The sequence below is a fragment of the Streptomyces sp. NPDC059564 genome, assembly GCF_042735575.1.
Classification (GTDB): Bacteria; Actinomycetota; Actinomycetes; order Streptomycetales; family Streptomycetaceae; genus Streptomyces.
In genome coordinates, this window is record NZ_JBHWBP010000134.1 from 1 (window position 1) to 19080 (window position 19080).

Sequence of the window (19080 nt, forward strand, 5' to 3'; positions counted from 1 at the left end):
CAGTCAACCGCTTGACGGATAGGCCCCTTAACTGGAGCCGCGCGACGCCGCCGAGGAGCTCCAGCTGGCCCTCGGCATGCTGGTGCGCCAGATGCGGGCGGCGGCGGGCGGCGGCCTCAGCCTGTCGCAGATGTCCGTCCTCAAGCGGCTCGACCGGCTGGGCGAGGCCACGGCCGCCGACCTGGCCCGCGCCGAGAAGATCCGCCCGCAGTCGGTCATCGCCACCGTGAACTCCCTGCGCGCTGACGGGTACGTCACCCGTACCCCGCACCCCACCGACGGGCGCCGGCTGCTGATCTCCCTCACCGACCGGGGGCGCGCCCTCGTAGGCGAACGCCGCGAGGCCGGGCACGGACGGCTCGCCGAGCTGATGTCCGAGCGGCTGACCCCCGAGGAGCGGCGGCGGCTGGCCGAGGCCGTCCCGCTGCTGCGCCGCCTGGCCGAGGACTGACCCCGCCCCCGCCCCCTCCCCCGAACAGCGAACCGAGGAGCCCGACCCATGACCGCCTCCCCCGCCCCCTCCGCCCTGGCCCTGGACTCCGGCACCGCGCTGGTGCTGATCGACCTCCAGCGGGGCATCCTGGGTCTGCCGACCGCCCGGCCCAGCGCCGACATCCTCAAGAACGGCATCGCGCTGGCCGAGGCCTTCCGCGCGCACAGGCTGCCGGTGGTCCTGGTCAACGTGGCCTGGTCGCCCGACGGGGGCGACCTGCCCACCACCGACGTCGACAGCCCCGGCCCGGCCGCCGCCCCGCCCGCGGCGTTCTCCGAGATCCCGGACGAGCTCGCCGCCCTGGGCGACGTCCGGGTCACCAAGCGCCACTGGGGCGCCTTCACCGGCACCGAACTCGACCTCCAGCTGCGCCGGCGCGGCATCCACCGCATCGTGCTGGCCGGGATCTCGACCAGCATCGGCGTCGAATCCACGGCGCGCACCGCCTGGGAGCACAGCTACGGGCTGGTCTTCGCCGAGGACGCCACCGCCGACCTGGACGCGGAGTCGCACGCCCACAGCTTCGGCAAGATCTTCCCGCGACTGGGCCGGGTCAGCTCCACCGGCGAGATCATCGCGGCGCTGGGCGCCCTCGGCTGAGTCCGCCCGGCTACGGCCAGGGCACTTCCAGCCAGACGCACTTGCCGGCCGCCCCGGGCCGGGAACCCCAGGCCCGGGCCAGCCGTTCCACTATCAGCAGCCCGTGTCCGCCCGGCCGGGCCGGATCGGGCGGAAGTCCGGAGTCGCGCCGCTGCGGGGGCGCCGGATTGATGTCCGTCACCTCGATGCGCAGCCGCTCGTCGGTACGGTCCAGTACGAGCGCCCCGGGGCCGCCGCCGTGCAGGCAGGCGTTGGCCACCACCTCCGAGACCAGCAGCAGCACGTCCTCGGCGGCCTCCCGTACGGCTTCGCCCTCGGCCGGCAGCCACTCCCACGCGGTCAGCGCCCGGCGCGTGAACTCCCGGCTCCGGGATACGGGGTCGGGCAGCCCGTCGAGGACCAGGAGCCAGTTCCGGTCCGCCGCCCCGCGCAGCTCCATGGTCCTTCGCCCCCTCTCGCTACCGATGGTCCGACCGCAAGGCCTGCGCCACGTCCGTGTGGACGGGGAAGACCCCGTCGGCCCCGGTGATCCGGAACATCCGCGCCACCGGGCCGCTCAGCCCGGCCAGCTCCAGCCGGCCGCCGGCCTCCTGGACCGAGAGCCGGGCGTGCAGCAGCGCGTTCAGCCCGGTGGAATCGCAGAACTCCAGCCCGGACATGTCCACCACCAGGCGGTCGCCCTGCCCGACCGCGGCGTCCAGGGCCCCGCGCAACGGCCCGGCCGTGTCGTGGTCCAGCTCACCGGCGAGCGAGAGGACCACCGCCCCGTCCACCGCGCGCACGGCGACGGTGAACCGCTCGTCGCCCTTTCCCGGCTCCATCCGCCATCACCCTTCCGTACCACTGCCCCTACGCCTGCCCGGACCCACCCGATCCATGCACCCCCGGGAGCTGTTCCCCCTCCACGGGGAGTGCGTCGCCGTACCGGCTCATCGAGTTGGGACCCGCCCCGATACCCGGAAACGACGAGAGGCCGTCTCGGATCTCTCCGATACGGCCTCTGATCTGCGACTACGAGGCGAACCTCTAGTCGGGACGACAGGATTTGAACCTGCGACCCCTTGACCCCCAGTCAAGTGCGCTACCAAGCTGCGCCACGTCCCGTTGTGCCGTCCACCTGGGCTTTTCCCCCTCGCGGCGGGCACATGCAGAACATTACCGCACAGCGAGGGGTGCGTGTGCACGGGTGATCGTCGGGCGCGAGGATGGGCGGGTGAACGGACGGGATCGCGACGGTGAGGGGCGGGCGCGCAGTGCGCGGCCGCGGGACGGGCTGGGGCGGCCGCTGCCGTACGGGGCCGAGGGGGTGGAGCGGCAGCCCGAGGGGGTGGTGCGCACGCCGGCCGGGACGGTGGCCGAGGCGCAGCGGCTGCTGGACGCCGGGATGCCGTTCCACGCGCACGAGGTGTTCGAGGACGCCTGGAAGTCGGGGCCCGGGGCCGACGAGCAGCTGTGGCGGGGGCTGGCGCAGCTGGCGGTGGGCCTGACCCACGCCGCGCGGGGGAACGCGGTGGGCGGGGCGCGGTTGCTGCGGCGCGGGGCGGATGCCCTGGCCGGGCGGCAGGACGCGTACGGGATGGACCTGGCGGGGCTGGTCGGCTGGGCCCGGGAGCTGGCCCGGCGGGTGGAAGCCGGGGCGCACGTCGACGCGGGGGCCGAGGCTCCCCGGCTCACCGGCCCGCCGGACCCCGCCTGACCGGCGGCCGGCGGCCGGGCCGGGTCCTACGCGGCGGGCTGGAGCAGGTCCCAGCGGTTGCCGTAGAGGTCCTCGAAGACGGCGACGGAACCGTACGCCTCGTGGCGGGGCTCCTCCAGGAAGCGGACGCCCTCGGCGGTCATCCGGGCGTGGTCGGCGGCGAAGTCGGCGGTGTAGAGGAAGAAGCCGACGCGTCCGCCGGTCTGGTCGCCGATCCGGGCGCGCTGGGCGTCGTCCTTGGCGCGGGCCAGCAGCAGGGCGGCCTCCTTGGCGCCGGGCGGCCGCACGACGACCCACCGCGAGCCGTCGGGCCGGGCGGTGTCCTCGGCGAGGTCGAAGCCGAGGGCGCGGGTGTAGAAGTCGATGGCCTCGTCGTAGTCGCGGACGACGAGGGCGGTGAGGGCGATGTGGGAGGGCATGCCGCCATTGTGCGTCGTGCTACCGGCCGGGTTCCCGGCCGGGCTCGTCCACGACGGCCGTGGCGATGAGGGCGACCGAGGTCACCGATTCACCGCGCTTGCCCCAGGCGCTGTCCTTGAGGAGCACGGTGCGTTCGCCGAGGAGGCGCCGGCTGTCCCGGTCGAAGATCCATTCGGTGCGCTCGCCGTCGTGGACGCGCGCGACCGCCACGCCGGTGCGGCCGGCTGCGTCCTCCGCCTCGGGGACGTAGACGACTCCGGGGATGCGCGCGGCCGCGCGGTAGAGGGCGGCGCTCACACCCGGCGGGGCCTGCATCGACCGCAGCAGGTCGCCGATGGCGACGAACGCCTCCTGGTCGGGGCCGGTGGTGGAGCCCGAGCCCGGGCCGTGGTCGAGGCGGGTGTCGGCGTAGATGAGCTTCAGGAGTTCGTCCGGGTCGGTCGGGAGGGATTCGAGGAAGCGGTACGTGGGGCCGTTGATGGTGGCCCCGCCCTTGCGGACGGCGGGTTCCGTGGCGGTGCCGCGGGCGGTGCGGACGACGGTGTCGGCCGAGCCGTCGACGGACAGCCAGCGCTCGGCGGACGCGTCCGTCCGCAAGGACTCCATCCCCCCGCCCTCGATCTCGGACAGGGTCGTGGAGTGGCCCGTGGTCTTCGTGTAGAGGAACTGGTCGTCGCGGACGGCCGGGGCGGGCAGATCCTGGGCCGTGAGGGCCAGCCGGTCGAGGAGCCGTACGGCAGCCGGCTCGGGCGGGGCCGCGGTGGGGCGCTCGTCAAAGGCCCCGACGCCGAGGGTGGCGGCCAGGGCCACGGCGCAGGTCGCGGCCCCGGCGGCGAGGAGTACGGCCATCGGGCGGCGGCGGGTGCCGACCGGCCGGGCGGGCGTTGCCGCCGCCGCTTCGCGCATCAGGTGGTGCCCCAGCCGGTGTTGGGCGGGGAAGGCGATGTCCGCGTCGGTGAGACCGGGCAGGCGGCGGAGGGTCTCCCCTCGCCCGGAGACGTCGTCGGTGGCGTTCACAGGGTTCCTTCCCGTGCGGTTCGGGAGGCCGCCCGCTCCGCGAGGTGGGCGGCGGTGAGTCGGTGCAGGCGGGCGCGGGCCCGGGAGAGGCGCGACCGTACGGTGCCGGCGGGCACCCCGCAGGCTTGCGCCACCTCCTCGTGGCTGAGGCCGGACCACACGTACAGGAGGAGGACCTCGCGGTCCGTACGGCGCAGCCGGCTCAGGGCGGCGAGTGCCGCGGCGGCCCGTGTGGTGTCGGTGATGCGGGACACGACGGCGTCCGCCACGTCGGGAACGGTGTCGGGCGGCGGCAGCCTGCCCATCGCCTCCCGGTGCCGGCGGGCAGCCCTGCGGGTGTTGCGGATGACGTTCGTCGCGATCCCGAAGAGCCATGCCCGCTGGTTCGCGACCTGGTCGAGCGACTCGCGCAGCCGCCAGGCCTCCAGGAAGGTGAGGGAGACGATGTCCTCGGCCCCGGCGCGGTCGGCGGTCATGCGCAGGGCATGGGCGTGCACCGCCCGGGCGTGGGCGTCGTAGAGGTCCGCGAACAGTTGGTGGTCCACATGGGGAAGTGTCCGCAGACCCCGCCCTGTTGCATGTGACCTCGGCCACAGGGCGGGCGGTACGGAGGGCAGCGCGGAGTGCGGCGCGCGGGGCGGGCAGAATGGCCCGGTGAAGAAGTTCTCAGTGATCGGCATCGGCGCGGGCGACCCGGAACACCTGACCCTCCAGGCGGTCCGGGCGATCGGCGCGGCGGACGCGTTCCTCATCCTGGAGAAGGGCGAGGAGAAGTCGGACCTGACGGGGCTGCGCCGGGCGATGCTCGCGGAGCACGCCCGCCCGGACCACCGGCTGGTGGAGGGCCTCGACCCGGACCGCGACCGGACCCCGGCCGACTACGCCCCGACGGTCGACGGCTGGCGCAGCGCGCGGGCCGGGATCTTCGAGCGGTTCATCGCCGAGGACCTCGCGGACGGCGAGACCGGGGCGTTCCTGGTGTGGGGCGACCCCTCGCTCTACGACTCCACGCTCGCGATCCTCGACGAGGTGCTGGAGCGGGGCCGGGTGGCGTTCGAGCACGAGGTGGTGCCCGGCATCAGCAGCGTGTCGGCGCTGCTGGCGCGGCACCGCACCAACCTGAACCGGGTCGGGCGCCCGGTGCAGATCACCACGGGCCGGCGGCTGGCGGAGGGCTGGCCGCAGGACGTGGACGACGTGGTGGTGATGCTCGACGCGCGGCACGCCTTCACGGCCCACCTCGACCAGGACCTCTTCATCTACTGGGGCGCCTACGTCGGCACGCCGGACGAGATCCTGGTCTCGGGGAAGCTGGCGGAGGTGGCCGGGCGGATCGAGGAGCTGCGCACCGAGGCCCGGGCCCGCAAGGGCTGGATCATGGACACCTACCTGCTCAGGCGCCCCTGAGGAAGCCGGGCAGGACCTCGGCGAGGCGTTCGTACTCCTCGGCCCGGTTGTAGATCTGCCCGCAGACGCGGATGCCGCCGCCGCCCGTCCGGGGCCAGATCAGGACCCGGACGCCGGTCTTCGCCGCCAGTCCCTCGCGCAGGGCCCACGCCGCGTCCTGGGTCTCGGCGGTCCCGGGCGGCAGCAGCAGGGACCGCATCGCGAGGCCCGGGGTGTGCGGGAGCGGGGTGAGCCCCGGGATCCGCGCGAGGAGGGCGGCGCCGTAGGCGGCCAGGGCGGTGTTGTGGGCCCGGACCCCGGCCGCGCCGAGCCGTTCGATGAGGTCGAGGCCCTCGGGGGCGGCCAGCCAGCCGGTGTAGTCGGCGGTGGCGCGGTACTCGACGGAGCGCGGGAAGCCCTCCGCGTCCTGCCAGGACGGCGACAGCGACCGGACCCGGGAGCGGTGGGCGGGGGCGACCGCGAGGAGGGCGCTGCCGGAGGGGGCGTACCCCCACTTGTGCAGGTTCCCGAACCAGAAGTCGGCGCCGGCGGCGATCGGCTCGGCCAGCATGCCGGGGGTGTGGGCGCCGTCGACGACGGTGGTGATCCCGCGCGCGGACAGGTCGGCGAGGAGCCGGGGTCCGGCGATGAGGCGGGCGGTGGGCGAGCTGACGTGGTCGAGGACGGCCACCTTGGTGCGGGGGGTGAGCGCGGCCAGCACGGTCTCGCGGACGGCGTCCTCGTCGGGCAGGTGCGGGTCGAGGGCGACGGTGGTGACGTGGGCCCGGCGGGCGGCGGCCGCGACGACGGTGCCGTAGCCGTGATCGGTGACCAGGATCTCGTCGCCGTCGGCGAGGGCGATGGCGTCGAGCGCGAGGTTGGCGCCCTCGGTGGCGTTGGAGATGAAGGCGAGGCCGTCGGGGTCCGCGCCGAGACGGGCGGCGATGCGCGCCCGGGCCGCGGCGACCCGTTCGGGGACCGCGTTGAAGAAGGCGTCCGGGTCGGCGTGGGCCTCGGCGCGCAGCACCTCCTGGGCCTCCTGCACGGGCAGGGGGACGGCCCCGTAGGAGCCGTGGTTGAGGTGGGCGACGCCGGGGTCCAGCCGGAAGAGGCCGGGGCCGCCGGGGAAGGCGGACGGGGCGGGCGGGACGGACGGCTCGGGCACGGATACCTCCGGGTGCGGTACGGGGCCTCGCGGTACGGGGCCTCCTCGGCGGGGCCGCCGCGGGCCCGGTCCACCGGGGCCCGCGGGCGTGTCCCCCGGAGCATGCGGGCCCGCCGCACGCCCCGACAGGGCCGATTCCGCCAGAGTGGCCTACCTCCGCCCCGCGCGCCCGCGGGCGGGGCGGCCGGGCTCCCGGGCGGGGGGGGCTCAGGCCCCGCGTCCACTGGTCGCCGCGTAGTACTGGAGGTCCTGCACCCGCACCGTGGGGTCGACGCGGTAGGGCAGTTCCACGGCGGCCCCGGCCTTCCCGCCGCGCACCACCTCGGCCGCGCTCGTGCCCGGCTTCAGCGGCAGCAGCTCGGCGTGCGGCCCGGCCGGCGCCTCGTGCGCGCCCTCGACGGGACCGACGGTGGTACGGACGGTCGCGGGCTCCGTCAGGAAGCTGAGCACCTCCACCGTGTCCCGGGGTGCGGCGCTGCCCTTGCGCGGGGACATCACCAGCGCCTGGGCGCCCGCTGGGCCGGCGGCCGCGAACTGGGTGCGGGAGGTGAGGTACAGGGTGTCGCGGACGATCCGCGGCCAGTGCCCGGTCTTGAAGCGGGTCAGGTAGTACGAGGTCAGGTCCAGGTACGCATACCCGTTGTGCAGGGACGGCGCGAACTGGCTGCCCTCCGAGTAGTCGTTCCAGGTGGTCAGCTGCACCCAGTCGGCCCCGTCGTCGATGGCACGCGTCCAAGTGGCGCGCAGGGTCGCGGTGTTGCCCGCCTCGTCGTAGACGCCCTGGTTCGGCCGGGCGTCCTGGACGGACACCGGCTGCATCCAGATCTTGCCCAGCCCGTGGCTCCGGTCCACCGCGGCGGTGGCGCCCTCCTGGCCGACGTAGCTGCGGCTGCCCCATTCGGAGAACCCGTAACTGAGGGGCGCGAAGGCCGTGTTGTGGCCCTCGAAGTCGAGGAAGAGCGGGACGAAGGCGGTCCGGACGCCGTGCCGGGACCGCAGGGTGTCGATGACCCGGGTCCACCAGGCCGGGTCCTTCTGCTCCGCCTTGAACGGGGAGACGACGAGGCGGCCGTCGCCGAGCCGGTGCGCGGCGGGGGCCTTCCCGAGGGCGGCGAGGGCGTCGGCTAGGACCGCGGGGTCGTCGGTGTCCAGCGAGGTCATGTCCGGCATCAGCATGATCCTGAAGGCCGGGTCGACGGCGTGGGCGGCCTTCATCAGGAGGTTCGCCCGCTCCCAGTTCCTTCCGGTGAGGGAGAGGAGGTCGAGGGTGAAGCCGTCGAGTCCCGCACCGCGGGCGGTGCGGACCTCCTGCTGGAGGTTGGCGTACTCCCAGTCCCCGTCCTTCGGCGGGACGGGCGGCGGGCGGTCGCGCAGCAGGCCCCCGTACCGCTCGTGTTTGCCGTTCTCGCCGCCGGGGGCGAGGTAGTTGCGGGTGTAGTAGTCGGCGTCGGCGCTCGCGTTGTCGAGGGAGAGCGGGTACGGGGTGAAGTAGTGGGCGAACACGAGCTTGCGGCCCGCGGCGCCCGAGCGCAGGGCGGCCGGCTGGGGCAGGTCGAAGGGCAGGGCTCCGGTGGTCCGGGCGCCGGTCGCGTCGGGGTCCGGTGCGGCGGCGGGGTGCTGTCCGGCGGCGGGGGCCTGTCCTGCGGCGGCCCGGAAGGGGTCCCAGGCGATGCCGGCGGCGCAGACGCCGACGACGAGGAGGGCGGCCGTCAGGAAGGCGAGCAGGGGTCTGCTCCCCCGTAACCGTGCGCGGCGCCGGTGGGAGGGGGGTCCCGTACGTCCGCCGGTGAGCCGGTCCGGCCGCCTGTCCGCTGTCATCTCCGAGCCCCTCCCCCGCACATGCCCCGCCGGGGGGGCCGCACAGCAGTAGAGCCGATGACCCGTCCCGCGGACAAGCCCGTCACACGCGGTCGGCGGCGATCAGGAGGTACTGGAAGCTGCCCCCCTTGTAGGCGTCGAGGAAGGCCTCCTCTATGCCGGTGGTGAGCGAGGAGCGGGCGCGCAGTTCCCAGTACGGGATGGCCGCGGCGGTCAGGTCCACCACGGACACCGGGACGAGGCGGTGGGCGGCCAGCTCCCTGAAGTAGGTGCTGCGGGGGTGGACGGCGCAGATGTAGTGGGCGTTGATCTCGCTGACCGACCGGGACGGCAGCCCGTAGGTGTCGTTGTAGCAGCCGGTGATGGTCACGTAGCGGCCGCCGCGGCGCAGCAGCCGGGCGTGTTCGGCGAAGAGCAGGGCGAGTTCGACGTACATGGTGCTCTCGTTGTTCCAGACGGCGCTCATCGAGCCGGCCGGGAAACCGGTGTCGAGCATGTTCCGGAAGTGGAAGCGGACCTGCTCGGCGACGCCGCGCAGGCGGGCCTGGTCGTTGGCGAAGGCCACCTGGGACTCGGAGATGGAGACGCCGTCGACGCGGCAGCCGTAGCGCAGGTTCGCGACGAAGCTGCCGCCGCCGCGGCCGCATCCGGCGTCCATCACCCGGTCCCGCGGGCCGAGTTCGCCGAGGTGCGAGGCGAGCAGGTCGGCCTGCGCGCATTCCAGGCGGTGCAGTTCGCGGACGACGCGGTCCTCGCGGCCCTCCTCGGGGCCGTCCAGGACGGACCAGTCGGGCTCGCCGATGCCGTAGTGGTGGTGGTAGGTGCCGTCGACCTCGCCGAGGCGCAGGTTGACCGGGTTCTTCTCGCGGTTCCAGTAGTCGGCGACGGACCGCTGGTAGAGGCTGCCCAGGACACCGGCGACGGTGTCCTGGGCGGCGTCGGCCGCCGGGGACTCCTCGGCCTGCCGGGAGGTGGTCATGCGGGCTCCGTTTCAAGGTGGGGGGGGACCGGCGGGTCAGGAGCGGGCGGCGGCGATCTCCACGTTCTCCAGGATGCCGATGGCGTCCGGGACGAGGACGGCCGCCGAGTAGTAGGAGCTGACCAGGTACGACATGACCGACTGGCGGTCGATGCCCATGCAGCGGACGTTGAGGCCGGGCTCGATCTGCTCCGGGATGGCGGCCGGGCGCAGGCCGACGACCCCTTCGTTCTCCTCGCCGGTGCGCATCGCCACGATGGAGCTGGTGTGGCCGCCGACGACCGGGATCTTCCCGCAGGGCAGGACGGGGACCCCGCGCCAGGCCGGGACCTGTTTGCCGTGCGCCAGGGTGGTGTCGAGGGTGATGCCTCGTTTGTTGCACTCGCGGAAGAAGGCGGCGATGGCCTTGGGGTGGGCGAGGAAGAAGGCTGTGCCGCGGCGCATGGACAGCAGGTCGTCCAGGTCGTCGGGGGTGGGCGGGCCGGACCAGGTGCTGATGCGCTGTTCGTACTCGGTGTTGTGCAGCAGGCCGAACTCCCGGTTGTTCAGCAGCTCCGACTCCTCGCGTTCGCGCATCGCCTCGACGGTGAGCCGCAGTTGCTGCTCGAACTGGTTCATCGGGTCGTTGTAGAGGTCGGCGACGCGGGTGTGGAGGTGCAGGACGGTCTGGGCGAGGCTGAGTTCGTACTCGCGCGGGCTCAGTTCGTAGTCGACGAAGGTGCCCGGCAGCAGGGCCTCTCCGGCGTGGCCGGAGGCGAGCTCGATGTCGGCCTCGCCGCGCCGGTTGACGGGGAGGGACCGGTTCGCGACGTAGCGCTCCAGGTGGGCGCGCAGGCTCGGCGAGCGGACCAGGGCCTCCTGGAAGGAGCTCCAGCGCAGCACCATCACGGTGCCCGCCGTGGCGGCGCGGACGCCGTAGGACCAGTGCGGGTCGGCCTGGCCGAGGGCCTCCTCGCCGAGGGGGTCGCCGTCGGCGCTGACGCCGAGCAGGTCGAGGGCCCCGTACTTGCCGGGGGCGCGCCGCTCGAAGCGGCCGTGGGCGATGAGGAAGACCTCCTCGACCGGGGCGCCCGCCTCCACGAGCACGTCGCCCGCGCGCAGGTCCCGGGCGACGAAGCGGACGGCGAGTTCCTCCAGTACGGGGACGTCGGAGTAGCCCTTGAGGACGGGGAGTTCGGTGAGGGTGGGCGCGAGGATGCGTACGTCGTCTGCGCCCGACTGCACGAAGGAGACGCGGCCCCGCCCGACGGCGTGGGTGAGCCGGCGGTTGACCCGGTAGGTGCCGGCGCCGAGGTGCACCCAGGGCAGCATCCGCAGCAGCCAGCGCGAGCTGATGCCCTGCATCTGGGGGACGGACTTGGTGGTGGTCGCGAGGTTGCGGGCGGCGGCCGTGCTGAGGCTCAACTGCCGTTCCGCGACAGGGTCCAGGGGAGGCGGCGCCTCTGCGGTCATGCGGGGTCCCTCCGGTATCGGTCACGCGCGGGGCGTGGGCGTGCTGCACCGCTCACCGTGGAGGCGGGGCGTCGCGCGCGGTAGCCGGGCGGAGGGGCGCCCCTGTTGAAAATCCCCGGGAGTTGAATCGCCGGACGCCTGTACGAGGTGACCCGCGCGGGTTTCCGGCGGGGTTTCAACGCCGCCGGATCCTCAACACCCTGGTGGGGCGCGGGGGCTGGCGGGGCCGGTGGCGGGCACCGCTCCATGGACGGGACGCCGACTCAGCGGGAGGGCCCGTGGACCACCTCGACCCCGACACGTTCCCCGTCCCCGCGCCGCCTTCCGGGGCGGGCGTGGACCGGGAAGCACTGGCCCGGCTGCTGGGCGGGCGGACCGGCCTGGGCAGGTCCTGGACCGCCAGCGCCGCAGGCGCCCCCGCCTCCGCCGCCTCCGGATCGGCGCCCGCGCGCGAGCACCCCGGGCCGGGGGACTCCGGTGCGGCGGACTCCGGTGCCGGGGACTCCGGTGCGGGGATCGTCGTACCGCCCCTGTACTGCCCGGACGCCGTGCGCGACGATCCCGCGCTGGCGGAGGTGGTCAACGAGCGGCTCGTCGCCTGGGCCGACGGGATCGGCATCTACCGGGGCCGCCTGGAGATGCTGCGGTCCTGCGGGTTCGGCCGCCTGATGATGCTCGCGCACCCGGACTGCGACGACCCGGACCGGCTGCTCGCGGCCGCCAAGTGCGGGCTCGCCGAGTGGTCCGTGGACGACCACTGGGTCGACGAGGGGGACGAGGCGGACCCGGCCCTGGTGGGCCTGCGGAACTCCCTGGCCCACGCGGTGGTCGACCCCGTGCGGATGCCGGCGCGCTACGCCCGGAGCTTCGAGGAACGGGTGGCGGCCGAACCGGTGTTGCGGGCCTTCCGCTCCAGCCTGGAGCACCTGGCCCGGTTCGCCTCCCCCACCCAGGTGGCCCGGCTCCGCCACGAGCTGGCGGTGATGTTCGTCGGGTACGGGGTCGAGGCCCAGTGGCGGATGTCGGGGCGGCGGCCGCCGGTGTGGGAGTACCTGATGCACCGGTACGAGAACGCCTTCTTCCCCTGCATGGTGCTGATCGACCCGGTGGGCGGGTACGAGCTGCCCGCGCACGAGTTCGCCGACCAGCGGGTGCGCCGGACGTACCTGTACGCGGCGGTCGCCGCCGTGCTGCTCAACGACCTGTACTCGATGGGCCGGGAGGATCCCGCGGACACCAATCTCCCGAACCTGATCGCGCGGGAGGACGGCGTCGGCCTCCAGGAGGGGGTCAACCGGGCGGCTGCCATCCACGACGAACTGATGCGGACCGTCGAGGCCGAATCGGCCGCCCTCGCCGCCCTGGGCTCCCCCCTCCTGGGCCGCTACCTGAGCGGGATGTGGGCCTGGCTGGGCGGCTCCAAGGAATGGCACGCCACCAGCCCCCGCTACCACAGCGGTCCGCACGCCTGACCGCCGCTACGGGGCCAGGCCGGCCAGCCGGCTCAGGAGGGCCCGGGCGGTGCGGTTGCCGCGGACCGAGCGCAGGCGGCCCCGGACCCGGCGCAGCCCGTCGCCCACGCGGGCCGACTCCAGCTGGGCCACGGTGTCCAGCAGATCGTGCCAGGTGGCGCAGGCCCGCTCCACGTGGCCGCGGTCCAGCTGGAGTTCGGCCAGCCGGGCGGCGGTGACGGCCCGGGCCCGGCGTTCGGAGGCCGGGCGGTGACGCAGCGAGGACAGCAGTGCGGAGACGGCTCCCGTGACGTCGCCCAGCGCGGCCAGCACCTCGGACTGCTGGTGGTGGAACGCCGCCCGGTGGTAGTCGCCGATCGGGGCACTGCGGCCCGTCGAGCGCTCCAACAGCCGCTCGGCGCTGCCCAGATGGGCCAGGGCGGCGCGCCGGTCACCGCAGGCCGCCTCGGCGACGGCCAGCTGGCCGGTGACGAACGCGGCCTGGACCGGGGGAAGTCGGGGGGCCTCGCGGGCCGCCGCCTCGGCCAGTTCCCAGGACTGCTTGCGGTGTCCCAGGTGGTGGGCCTGGACGCTCATCGCCCGCAGCACCGGCGCGTAGCACTGCGGGTCCCCCGCCTCCCGGCCCAGCCTGAGCGCCGCCCGGTAGTAGGCCTGGGCGAGGCCCTGCTCGTTGCCGTCGAAGCACAGGAACCCGGCCGTGTAGGCGAGGCGCGCGGCGCTGCCCAGCAGCCGGTGGCGGACGGCGGGCGGCGCGTCGGCGCGCAGCCAGGGGGCGACGGTCGTGGTGAGGTACGCCGTCAGGGCCGGGCGGACCTGGCCGCTGCCGAACATCATGTCGGCCTTGCGGAAGACGGGCAGCAGGGCCTCGGCCGCCGCGACGTGGTGGTGCCCGAGCCGGGTCCCGGAGGGGGCGTCGGGGGCTGCCGACGAGGCTTCCTCGCGGGGCCGCCAGGTGGAGGAGTACACCGGGATCTCGCCGAACGGCCCCACCGCGAGTCCGGCCGCGAGCCCCGCCGTCGGGGGCGCTTCGTCCAGGGAGGAGCCCCTCTCCGGGGTGCCCCCGGGGCCGGCCCCAGAGCCGCCGCCGGAACCGCCCGGCCGTTCGCGGGCCCGGAGCGGGCCGGACCGGGCGAGGCCGGTGTCGGCCGGGCTGATCCGGCGTCCGGTGCGCCGGCTGAGCGCCTCCGCCGCGAGGGCGACCACGTGGGCGGGCGGCCGGGTGCCGGACAGCCAGTGGGAAACGGAGGTGCGGTCGTAACGCAGGGTGATACCGGCTTCGGCCGCGACGCCGTTCACGGCCCGGGCGAAGTCCTGCCCGCTCCAGCGGGCGTCGGTGAGGAGGGTGCGGAGTCGTCCGTTGGGTTCACGCTTGGCCATCAGAACCGCCCAGGTCGCAGGTCGTACACGTGTCCATCGCTTCAACACGGCCGGACATTCAACAGGGTGGGGTCGGGGCGGACGTACCGGGTGCGGTCGTCCTGCGCCTAACTAGGACCTGTGCACACCGTGTCACACGGCCGCACCGTGCGCCCCTGGCGTGCGGGAGCGTACGAGATCACAACGGAGCGGAAGGGGCTCCCGCCGCTCACTCCGGCTCGCAGCACGCGCACGACCCACCGAGAGGAAGGTCCGCCATGTCCGTCGACCCGGCCACCGAAGAGAGTGCCGCCGCGGGAGCGGCTCCCGCCGCCCGCCAGAGCCTCAGCACCGACGCGGCCCGGAACCTGGCCACCACGACCAAGTCCGCCCCGCAGATGCAGGGCATCAGCTCCCGCTGGCTGCTGAAGATCCTCCCCTGGGTGCAGGCCGGCGGCGGCACCTACCGGGTGAACCGGACCGTCAGCTACACCCTCGGCGACGGCCGCATCAGCTTCGTCAAGACCGGCACCGGACTCCAGGTCATCCCGGCGATGCTGCGCGAGCTGGGCATGCTCCGGCACTTCCCCGACGACGCGGTGGTCAAGTCGATCGCCGACCGTTTCGTCAAGGAGGAGTTCCGCAAGGGCGACGTGATCGTCCGGCGCGGCGAGCCGGTCGACAAGATCTACCTGGTCGCCCACGGCCGCATCGAGCAGACCGGCAGCGGCAGTTACGGGGACGACGTGAGCCTCGGCGTCCTCAGCGACGGAGACCACTTCGGCCACCACCCCGCCGAGGACTCCCGCTGGGAGTTCACCGCCCGCGCGCTGACCGACGTGGTGACGATGACCTACAACCGGGGCGACTGGGCGGCGGCCCTGGACCGCTCCCCCGCCCTGCGCCGGCACGCCGACGCCTACCTGGAAGCCGAACGGAACGGCCGGCGCGGCAGCGAGGCCGTCGACCTGTCCGCCGGGCACACCGGGGAGGTCCTGCTGCCCGGCACCTACGTCGACTACGACCTGAGCCCCCGCGAGTACGAACTCAGCGTCGCCCAGACCGTGCTGCGCGTGCACACCCGGGTCGCCGACCTGTACAACCAGCCCATGAACCAGTCGGAGCAGCAACTCCGCCTGACCATCGAGGCACTGAAGGAGCGTCAGGAGCGCGAGCTGATCAACAACCCGGAGTTCGGGCTGCTGCACAACGCCGACTACGAGCAGCGGATCTACGCCCGCACCGGTCCGCCGACCCCGGACGACCTGGACGAACTCCTCAGCCGCCGGCGCGGATCGCAGTACTTCCTCGCCCATCCGCGCACCATCGCCGCCTTCGGCCGCGAGTGCAGCCGCCGCGGCCTCTACCCGGAGAGCATCGACTTCCACGGCCACCGCCTCCCGACCTGGCGCGGGGTGCCCCTGCTGCCCTGCAACAAGATCCCGGTGACCGAGGAGCGGACGAGTTCGATCCTCGTCCTGCGCACCGGCGAGGACAACGAGGGCGTCATCGGCCTGCACCAGGTGGGCCTGCCGGACGAGTACCAGCCCGGGCTGTCCGTGCGGTTCATGCACATCAACGAGCAGGCGATCATCTCCTACCTGGTCACCGCCTACTACTCGGCGGCGATCCTGGTCCCCGACGCCGTCGGAGTGCTGGAGAACGTAGAGATCTCCCGGTTCGACGACTGAGGGCCCGGACATGAGCGCCGAGCACAAGCACAAGGACAGGACCGAGCACGAACAGCCCTTCGAGCTGCCCGAGTTCTACCTCCCGCACCCCGCCCGCCTCAACCCCCACCTGGAGGAGGCCCGCGCCCACACCCGCGACTGGGCCCGGGACCTGGGCATGCTCGACGGCTCCGGCGTCTGGGACGAGGCCGACCTGGAGGCGCACGACTACGCACTGCTCTGCGCGTACACCCACCCCGAATGCGACGGCCCGATGCTCTCCCTCGTCACCGACTGGTACGTGTGGGTGTTCTTCTTCGACGACTGGTTCCTGGAGCGGTTCAAGCACTCCGGGGACCGCACCGCGGGCCGTGACGCGCTGGAGCGGCTCGCGCTGTTCATGCCCGCCGACCCGGACACCCCGGTCCCCGAGCCGCAGAGCCCGGTGGAGGCGGGGCTGGCCGACCTGTGGCGGCGTACGGTACCGGGCCACTCGGCGGACTGGACCGGGCGCTTCACGCTCAGCACCCGCGACCTGCTCAACGAGTCCCTGTGGGAGCTGGACAACATCCGCATCGGCCGGGTCTCCAATCCGGTGGAGTACGTGGAGCAGCGCCGCAAGGTGGGCGGCGCGCCCTGGTCGGCGGGGCTGATCGAGCACGCGGTGGGCGCCGAGGTCCCGGCGTCGCTCTCCGGGACGCGGGCGCTGCGCGTCCTGCGCGACTGCTTCGCCGACGCCGTCCACTTCCGCAACGACCTCTTCTCCTACGAGCGGGAGACCGGCCGCGAGGGGGAGCTGAGCAACGGGGTGCTGGTCCTGGAGCGGTTCTTCGACTGCACCACCCAGGAGGCGGCCGACCGGCTGAACGACATGCTGACGTCGAGGCTGCAGCAGTTCGAGAACACCTTCTTCACCGAACTCCCCGCCCTCTTCGCCCAGCGGGCCGTGCCTCCGGCCGAGGTGCTGGCCGTCCTCAGCTACGCCCGCGGGCTCCAGGACTGGCAGTCCGGCGGCCACGAATGGCACATGCGCTCCAGCCGCTACATGAACAAGCGCCCGGGCCGGACCGGCGAGGGCCTGCCCACCTGGCTGTCCGGCCCGTCCGGGCCGGGCACGTCCGCCGCGAACCTGAAGGCGCTGCTGGGGCTCACCGGCGGGTCGGAGCGGGCGCGGCGGCACGCCTACGGCCCGCATCCGGTGGGGCCTTCGCTGATCCCGGAGTTCTACCTGCCGCTGCACAACGTCCTCAACCCGCACCTGGACGGGGCGCGGGAGCGGCTGAACGCCTGGAACCGGGCGATGGGCTTCTACGACGAGGGGATGTGGTGGGAGGAGAAGGCCCTGGACTACGACTTCGCGCTGTGCGCGGCGGGCATGGACCCGGAGGCCTCCCCCGAGGCGCTGGACGTCAGCGCGGGCTGGCTGAGCTGGGGCACGTACGGCGACGACGCCTATCCGCTGCTGTTCGGGGCGCGCCGGGACCCGGCCGCGGCCGCCGTGCAGACCGCGCGGCTGCGCGCCTGCATGCCGCTGGACCTGTCCGCGCCGCCGGCCGCGGCCAACGCCCTGGAGCGGGGGCTGGCCGACCTGTGGCGGCGTACGGCCGGGCCGATGGCGCCGGACGGCCGCAGGGCGTTCCGGGGGGCCGTCGACCAGATGCTCGACAGCTGGCACTGGGAGCTGGACAACCAGTTCCTGAACCGGGTGCCGGACCCGGTGGACTACCTGGAGATGCGCCGGATCACCTTCGGCTCTCCGATGACCAGCGCGCTGACCCGGGCGGCGCACGGGGACGCGCTTCCGCAGGAGGTCTACGCGAGTTCCGCGATGCGGTCCCTGTACGCGTCGGCCTTCGACTTCGGCGCGCTGATGAACGACGTGTACTCGTACCAGAAGGAGGTGGAGTACGAGGGCGAGCTGCACAACTTCATGGTGGTCGCGGAGACGTTCTTCGGCTGCGACTATCCAGCGGCGGTGCGGATCGCGGGCGATCTGATGACCTCGCGGATGAAACAGTTCGAGCACGTCGTGGAGCGGGAACTCCCGGTGATGTGCGAGGACTTCGGGCTGGACGGGCGGGCCCGCGCGGCCGTGGACGGCACCGTGGAAGGGCTGCGGAGGTGGATCACCGGCATCGCGACCTGGCACGAGCAGTGCGGGCGGTACGGGGAGGAGGACCTGCGCCGCCACCACGCGGCGCGCGGGCGCGGCGAAGGCGCGAAGGCCTTGGCGGGAGCCTTCACCGGGGCCTTCGCGGGCGCCCGTTCGGGGCCATCGGGTCTGCCCGGACCGGCGCACCGGCCCTCCTGGGCGGTCTGACCGGACGGAATGCGACATTCCCCTGGCGATGCCATGGAATTGGCGCATAATCGTCGACACGCGGCTCGAAAAGTACCCTCCTGCCGCGCTCGGTCACGCATGCGATGGGGGGCATCGTGATGATGGGGGACTCCCGGCCGCCCAGCGCGGCCGGCACGCTGACGACCACGTCCGCCGAGCTGTCGATGCTCCTCACCGCCGTGCGCCGGGGCCGGGTGCTCACCGTCACGGGCCGGTTCCGCGCACCGCGGAGCCTGCTCGTCCGGGACATCGCGCGCCGGCTCGCGTCCAACTTCTGCGACGGGTCGGCGGTGGTCGCCGTCACCGGGGACGGCAGCGTACGGGAGCTGGTGGCCGCGCTGGGCCGGATACCCGGCATGCCCTTCCTGCCCTGCGGCACGGCGGAGGCCGCGGCGTCGTGGCTCGCGGAGCGGGACATGCTGCTCGTGCTCGACGACAGCGACCGGCTGGGCCCCGGGGCGCTGTCCTGGCTGCGGACCCTGCTCACCCTCGCGCCCGGACTGCGCATCCTGGCCGCCGGACGGCACCCGCTGGGCGTGGGCCAGGGACGGGTGCACCGGCTCTGACGAAGCCCCCCACCCCCCGGTGAAGTCCCCGGTCAGCGCTGCCAGTCGGCCGGCTTCCACTCGGTGGCGGGCAGTCCGAGGATGACCTCGTCGAGGAACTCCCCCATCACCCAGGCCGATCCGCGCAGGGTGCCCTCCAGGGTGAAGCCCGCGCGCCGGGCGGCGCCGATCATCGGCGCGTTGTCCGCGAGGGTCTCCAGCTGGAGGCGGTGCAGCCCGCGCACGGTGAACCCGTAGGAACAGAGCAGCTGGACCACCTCGGCGCCGAAGCCGCGGCCGCGGAAGCCGGGCCGCAGGGACATCCCGAGGTGGGCATTGCGGTTGTGGGTGTCGATGCCCCACAGCAGGGCCCCGCCGGCGAGTTCGCCGGAGGCCCGGTCGAACACGGAGAAGACGGCCGCGTCGCCGCCCGCGTCGACCGGCTCGCACGGGGAGTTCCCGCCGGCGGCGGCGATCGGAACCCAGGGGCGGGTGTCGGCCCGCGAGCGCACGGCGACGTCCTCGTAGAGCTCGGAGTGGAGCACGGGTACGTCTTCGGGGAGCCGGGCGCGCAGCCCGGTCAGCTGTCCTAGGATCACCGGGCCTTCCTAGTCTCCGCGCAGGACCGGGCACAACCGGATTTCCCCCGCGCACGCGCCCGGGTACGGGT

General features: G+C 73.9%; 19 protein-coding genes and 1 tRNA gene. 8 read left to right on the forward strand and 12 right to left on the reverse strand.

Annotated features, from left to right (window positions below; translation table 11 throughout):
* Nucleotides 1-76 precede the first annotated feature (76 nt).
* Both ACFV0Q_RS22255 and ACFV0Q_RS22260 read left to right on the forward strand, forming a co-directional pair.
* Nucleotides 77-451, forward strand: coding sequence for a MarR family winged helix-turn-helix transcriptional regulator (locus tag ACFV0Q_RS22255; protein ID WP_385007935.1), 375 nt, complete (start codon nt 77-79; stop codon nt 449-451).
* Between the two features lie 48 nt (nt 452-499).
* Nucleotides 500-1093, forward strand: a complete 594-nt coding sequence (locus ACFV0Q_RS22260; RefSeq protein ID WP_385007937.1) for a hydrolase — start codon at nt 500-502, stop codon at nt 1091-1093.
* A gap of 10 nt (nt 1094-1103) precedes the next feature.
* Here the strand turns inward: ACFV0Q_RS22260 and ACFV0Q_RS22265 are convergent, their stop codons facing one another.
* The 3 genes from ACFV0Q_RS22265 to ACFV0Q_RS22275 all read right to left on the reverse strand — a co-directional run bounded on the left by ACFV0Q_RS22265 (nt 1104) and on the right by ACFV0Q_RS22275 (nt 2197).
* Nucleotides 1104-1532, reverse strand: coding sequence for an ATP-binding protein (locus ACFV0Q_RS22265; protein ID WP_385007939.1), 429 nt, complete (start codon nt 1530-1532; stop codon nt 1104-1106).
* A gap of 19 nt (nt 1533-1551) precedes the next feature.
* Complete coding sequence (locus ACFV0Q_RS22270) at nt 1552-1914, reverse strand: STAS domain-containing protein (protein WP_385007940.1); 363 nt, start codon at nt 1912-1914, stop codon at nt 1552-1554.
* A gap of 209 nt (nt 1915-2123) precedes the next feature.
* Nucleotides 2124-2197: transfer RNA gene (locus ACFV0Q_RS22275), tRNA-Pro, on the reverse strand.
* A gap of 109 nt (nt 2198-2306) precedes the next feature.
* Here ACFV0Q_RS22275 and ACFV0Q_RS22280 point away from each other — a divergent pair.
* Nucleotides 2307-2789 (forward strand): DUF309 domain-containing protein, encoded by a 483-nt coding sequence (locus ACFV0Q_RS22280; protein ID WP_385007942.1) that lies wholly within the window; start codon nt 2307-2309, stop codon nt 2787-2789.
* 26 nt (nt 2790-2815) lie between these two features.
* Here the strand turns inward: ACFV0Q_RS22280 and ACFV0Q_RS22285 are convergent, their stop codons facing one another.
* The 3 genes from ACFV0Q_RS22285 to ACFV0Q_RS22295 are packed head-to-tail and all read right to left on the reverse strand — an operon-like array spanning nt 2816 to nt 4771.
* Nucleotides 2816-3208, reverse strand: a complete 393-nt coding sequence (locus ACFV0Q_RS22285) for a VOC family protein (protein ID WP_385007944.1) — start codon at nt 3206-3208, stop codon at nt 2816-2818.
* Between the two features lie 19 nt (nt 3209-3227).
* Nucleotides 3228-4226, reverse strand: coding sequence for a CU044_5270 family protein (locus ACFV0Q_RS22290; RefSeq protein WP_385007946.1), 999 nt, complete (start codon nt 4224-4226; stop codon nt 3228-3230).
* Nucleotides 4223-4771 carry an RNA polymerase sigma factor gene (locus tag ACFV0Q_RS22295; protein ID WP_385007948.1) on the reverse strand — a complete coding sequence of 183 codons (549 nt, stop codon included), beginning with the start codon at nt 4769-4771 and terminating at the stop codon, nt 4223-4225. Before ACFV0Q_RS22295 ends, ACFV0Q_RS22290 begins: the two co-directional genes overlap by 4 nt.
* Before the next feature lie 109 nt (nt 4772-4880).
* Here ACFV0Q_RS22295 and cobF point away from each other — a divergent pair, with 109 nt between their 5' ends.
* The gene (cobF, locus tag ACFV0Q_RS22300) at nt 4881-5633 is read left to right on the forward strand and encodes a precorrin-6A synthase (deacetylating) (RefSeq protein WP_385007950.1); all 753 of its coding nucleotides are present in this window, start codon (nt 4881-4883) and stop codon (nt 5631-5633) included.
* Here the strand turns inward: cobF and ACFV0Q_RS22305 are convergent.
* The 4 genes from ACFV0Q_RS22305 to ACFV0Q_RS22320 form a co-directional block, all read right to left on the reverse strand.
* Nucleotides 5620-6777 carry an aminotransferase class V-fold PLP-dependent enzyme gene (locus ACFV0Q_RS22305; protein ID WP_385007952.1) on the reverse strand — a complete coding sequence of 386 codons (1158 nt, stop codon included), beginning with the start codon at nt 6775-6777 and terminating at the stop codon, nt 5620-5622. The two genes, cobF and ACFV0Q_RS22305, sit on opposite strands and share 14 nt — an antisense overlap.
* 207 nt (nt 6778-6984) lie before the next feature.
* Nucleotides 6985-8595 carry a glycoside hydrolase family 71 protein gene (locus ACFV0Q_RS22310; protein ID WP_385007954.1) on the reverse strand — a complete coding sequence of 537 codons (1611 nt, stop codon included), beginning with the start codon at nt 8593-8595 and terminating at the stop codon, nt 6985-6987.
* A gap of 82 nt (nt 8596-8677) precedes the next feature.
* The gene (locus ACFV0Q_RS22315; RefSeq protein WP_385007956.1) at nt 8678-9574 is read right to left on the reverse strand and encodes a geranyl diphosphate 2-C-methyltransferase; all 897 of its coding nucleotides are present in this window, start codon (nt 9572-9574) and stop codon (nt 8678-8680) included.
* A gap of 36 nt (nt 9575-9610) precedes the next feature.
* Nucleotides 9611-11026: a family 2B encapsulin nanocompartment shell protein gene (locus ACFV0Q_RS22320; RefSeq protein WP_385007958.1), complete on the reverse strand. Its 1416-nt coding sequence runs from the start codon at nt 11024-11026 to the stop codon at nt 9611-9613.
* Between the two features lie 278 nt (nt 11027-11304).
* Between ACFV0Q_RS22320 and ACFV0Q_RS22325 the strand changes: the two genes are divergently transcribed.
* On the forward strand, nt 11305-12498 hold the full coding sequence (locus ACFV0Q_RS22325) for a family 2 encapsulin nanocompartment cargo protein terpene cyclase (RefSeq protein ID WP_385007960.1): 1194 nt from the start codon (nt 11305-11307) through the stop codon (nt 12496-12498).
* A gap of 6 nt (nt 12499-12504) precedes the next feature.
* Here the strand turns inward: ACFV0Q_RS22325 and ACFV0Q_RS22330 are convergent, their stop codons facing one another.
* Nucleotides 12505-13875, reverse strand: coding sequence for a hypothetical protein (locus ACFV0Q_RS22330; protein ID WP_385007962.1), 1371 nt, complete (start codon nt 13873-13875; stop codon nt 12505-12507).
* 257 nt (nt 13876-14132) lie between these two features.
* Here ACFV0Q_RS22330 and ACFV0Q_RS22335 point away from each other — a divergent pair, with 257 nt between their 5' ends.
* The 3 genes from ACFV0Q_RS22335 (at nt 14133) to ACFV0Q_RS22345 (ending at nt 18431) form a co-directional block, all read left to right on the forward strand.
* Nucleotides 14133-15545: a family 2B encapsulin nanocompartment shell protein gene (locus tag ACFV0Q_RS22335; protein WP_385007964.1), complete on the forward strand. Its 1413-nt coding sequence runs from the start codon at nt 14133-14135 to the stop codon at nt 15543-15545.
* A 10-nt stretch (nt 15546-15555) separates the two neighbouring features.
* Nucleotides 15556-17844, forward strand: coding sequence for a germacradienol/geosmin synthase (locus ACFV0Q_RS22340; RefSeq protein ID WP_385007966.1), 2289 nt, complete (start codon nt 15556-15558; stop codon nt 17842-17844).
* Between the two features lie 116 nt (nt 17845-17960).
* Nucleotides 17961-18431 carry a hypothetical protein gene (locus ACFV0Q_RS22345; protein ID WP_385007968.1) on the forward strand — a complete coding sequence of 157 codons (471 nt, stop codon included), beginning with the start codon at nt 17961-17963 and terminating at the stop codon, nt 18429-18431.
* 32 nt (nt 18432-18463) lie between these two features.
* On the opposite strand, the gene ACFV0Q_RS22350 is transcribed toward ACFV0Q_RS22345, so the two are convergent.
* Nucleotides 18464-19009 carry a GNAT family N-acetyltransferase gene (locus ACFV0Q_RS22350; protein WP_385007970.1) on the reverse strand — a complete coding sequence of 182 codons (546 nt, stop codon included), beginning with the start codon at nt 19007-19009 and terminating at the stop codon, nt 18464-18466.
* Between the last annotated feature and the right edge of the window lie 71 nt (nt 19010-19080).

Coding starts and splice junctions, on each gene's coding strand:
- ACFV0Q_RS22335 (WP_385007964.1), top strand. CDS start 14,133: ATGTCCGTCGACCCGGCCACCGAAGAGAGTGCCGCCGCGGGAGCGGCT.
- ACFV0Q_RS22320 (WP_385007958.1), bottom strand. CDS start 11,026: ATGACCGCAGAGGCGCCGCCTCCCCTGGACCCTGTCGCGGAACGGCAG.
- ACFV0Q_RS22315 (WP_385007956.1), bottom strand. CDS start 9,574: ATGACCACCTCCCGGCAGGCCGAGGAGTCCCCGGCGGCCGACGCCGCC.
- ACFV0Q_RS22310 (WP_385007954.1), bottom strand. CDS start 8,595: ATGACAGCGGACAGGCGGCCGGACCGGCTCACCGGCGGACGTACGGGA.
- ACFV0Q_RS22285 (WP_385007944.1), bottom strand. CDS start 3,208: ATGCCCTCCCACATCGCCCTCACCGCCCTCGTCGTCCGCGACTACGAC.
- ACFV0Q_RS22340 (WP_385007966.1), top strand. CDS start 15,556: ATGAGCGCCGAGCACAAGCACAAGGACAGGACCGAGCACGAACAGCCC.
- ACFV0Q_RS22270 (WP_385007940.1), bottom strand. CDS start 1,914: ATGGAGCCGGGAAAGGGCGACGAGCGGTTCACCGTCGCCGTGCGCGCG.
- ACFV0Q_RS22255 (WP_385007935.1), top strand. CDS start 77: ATGCTGGTGCGCCAGATGCGGGCGGCGGCGGGCGGCGGCCTCAGCCTG.
- ACFV0Q_RS22260 (WP_385007937.1), top strand. CDS start 500: ATGACCGCCTCCCCCGCCCCCTCCGCCCTGGCCCTGGACTCCGGCACC.
- ACFV0Q_RS22330 (WP_385007962.1), bottom strand. CDS start 13,875: ATGGCCAAGCGTGAACCCAACGGACGACTCCGCACCCTCCTCACCGAC.
- ACFV0Q_RS22265 (WP_385007939.1), bottom strand. CDS start 1,532: ATGGAGCTGCGCGGGGCGGCGGACCGGAACTGGCTCCTGGTCCTCGAC.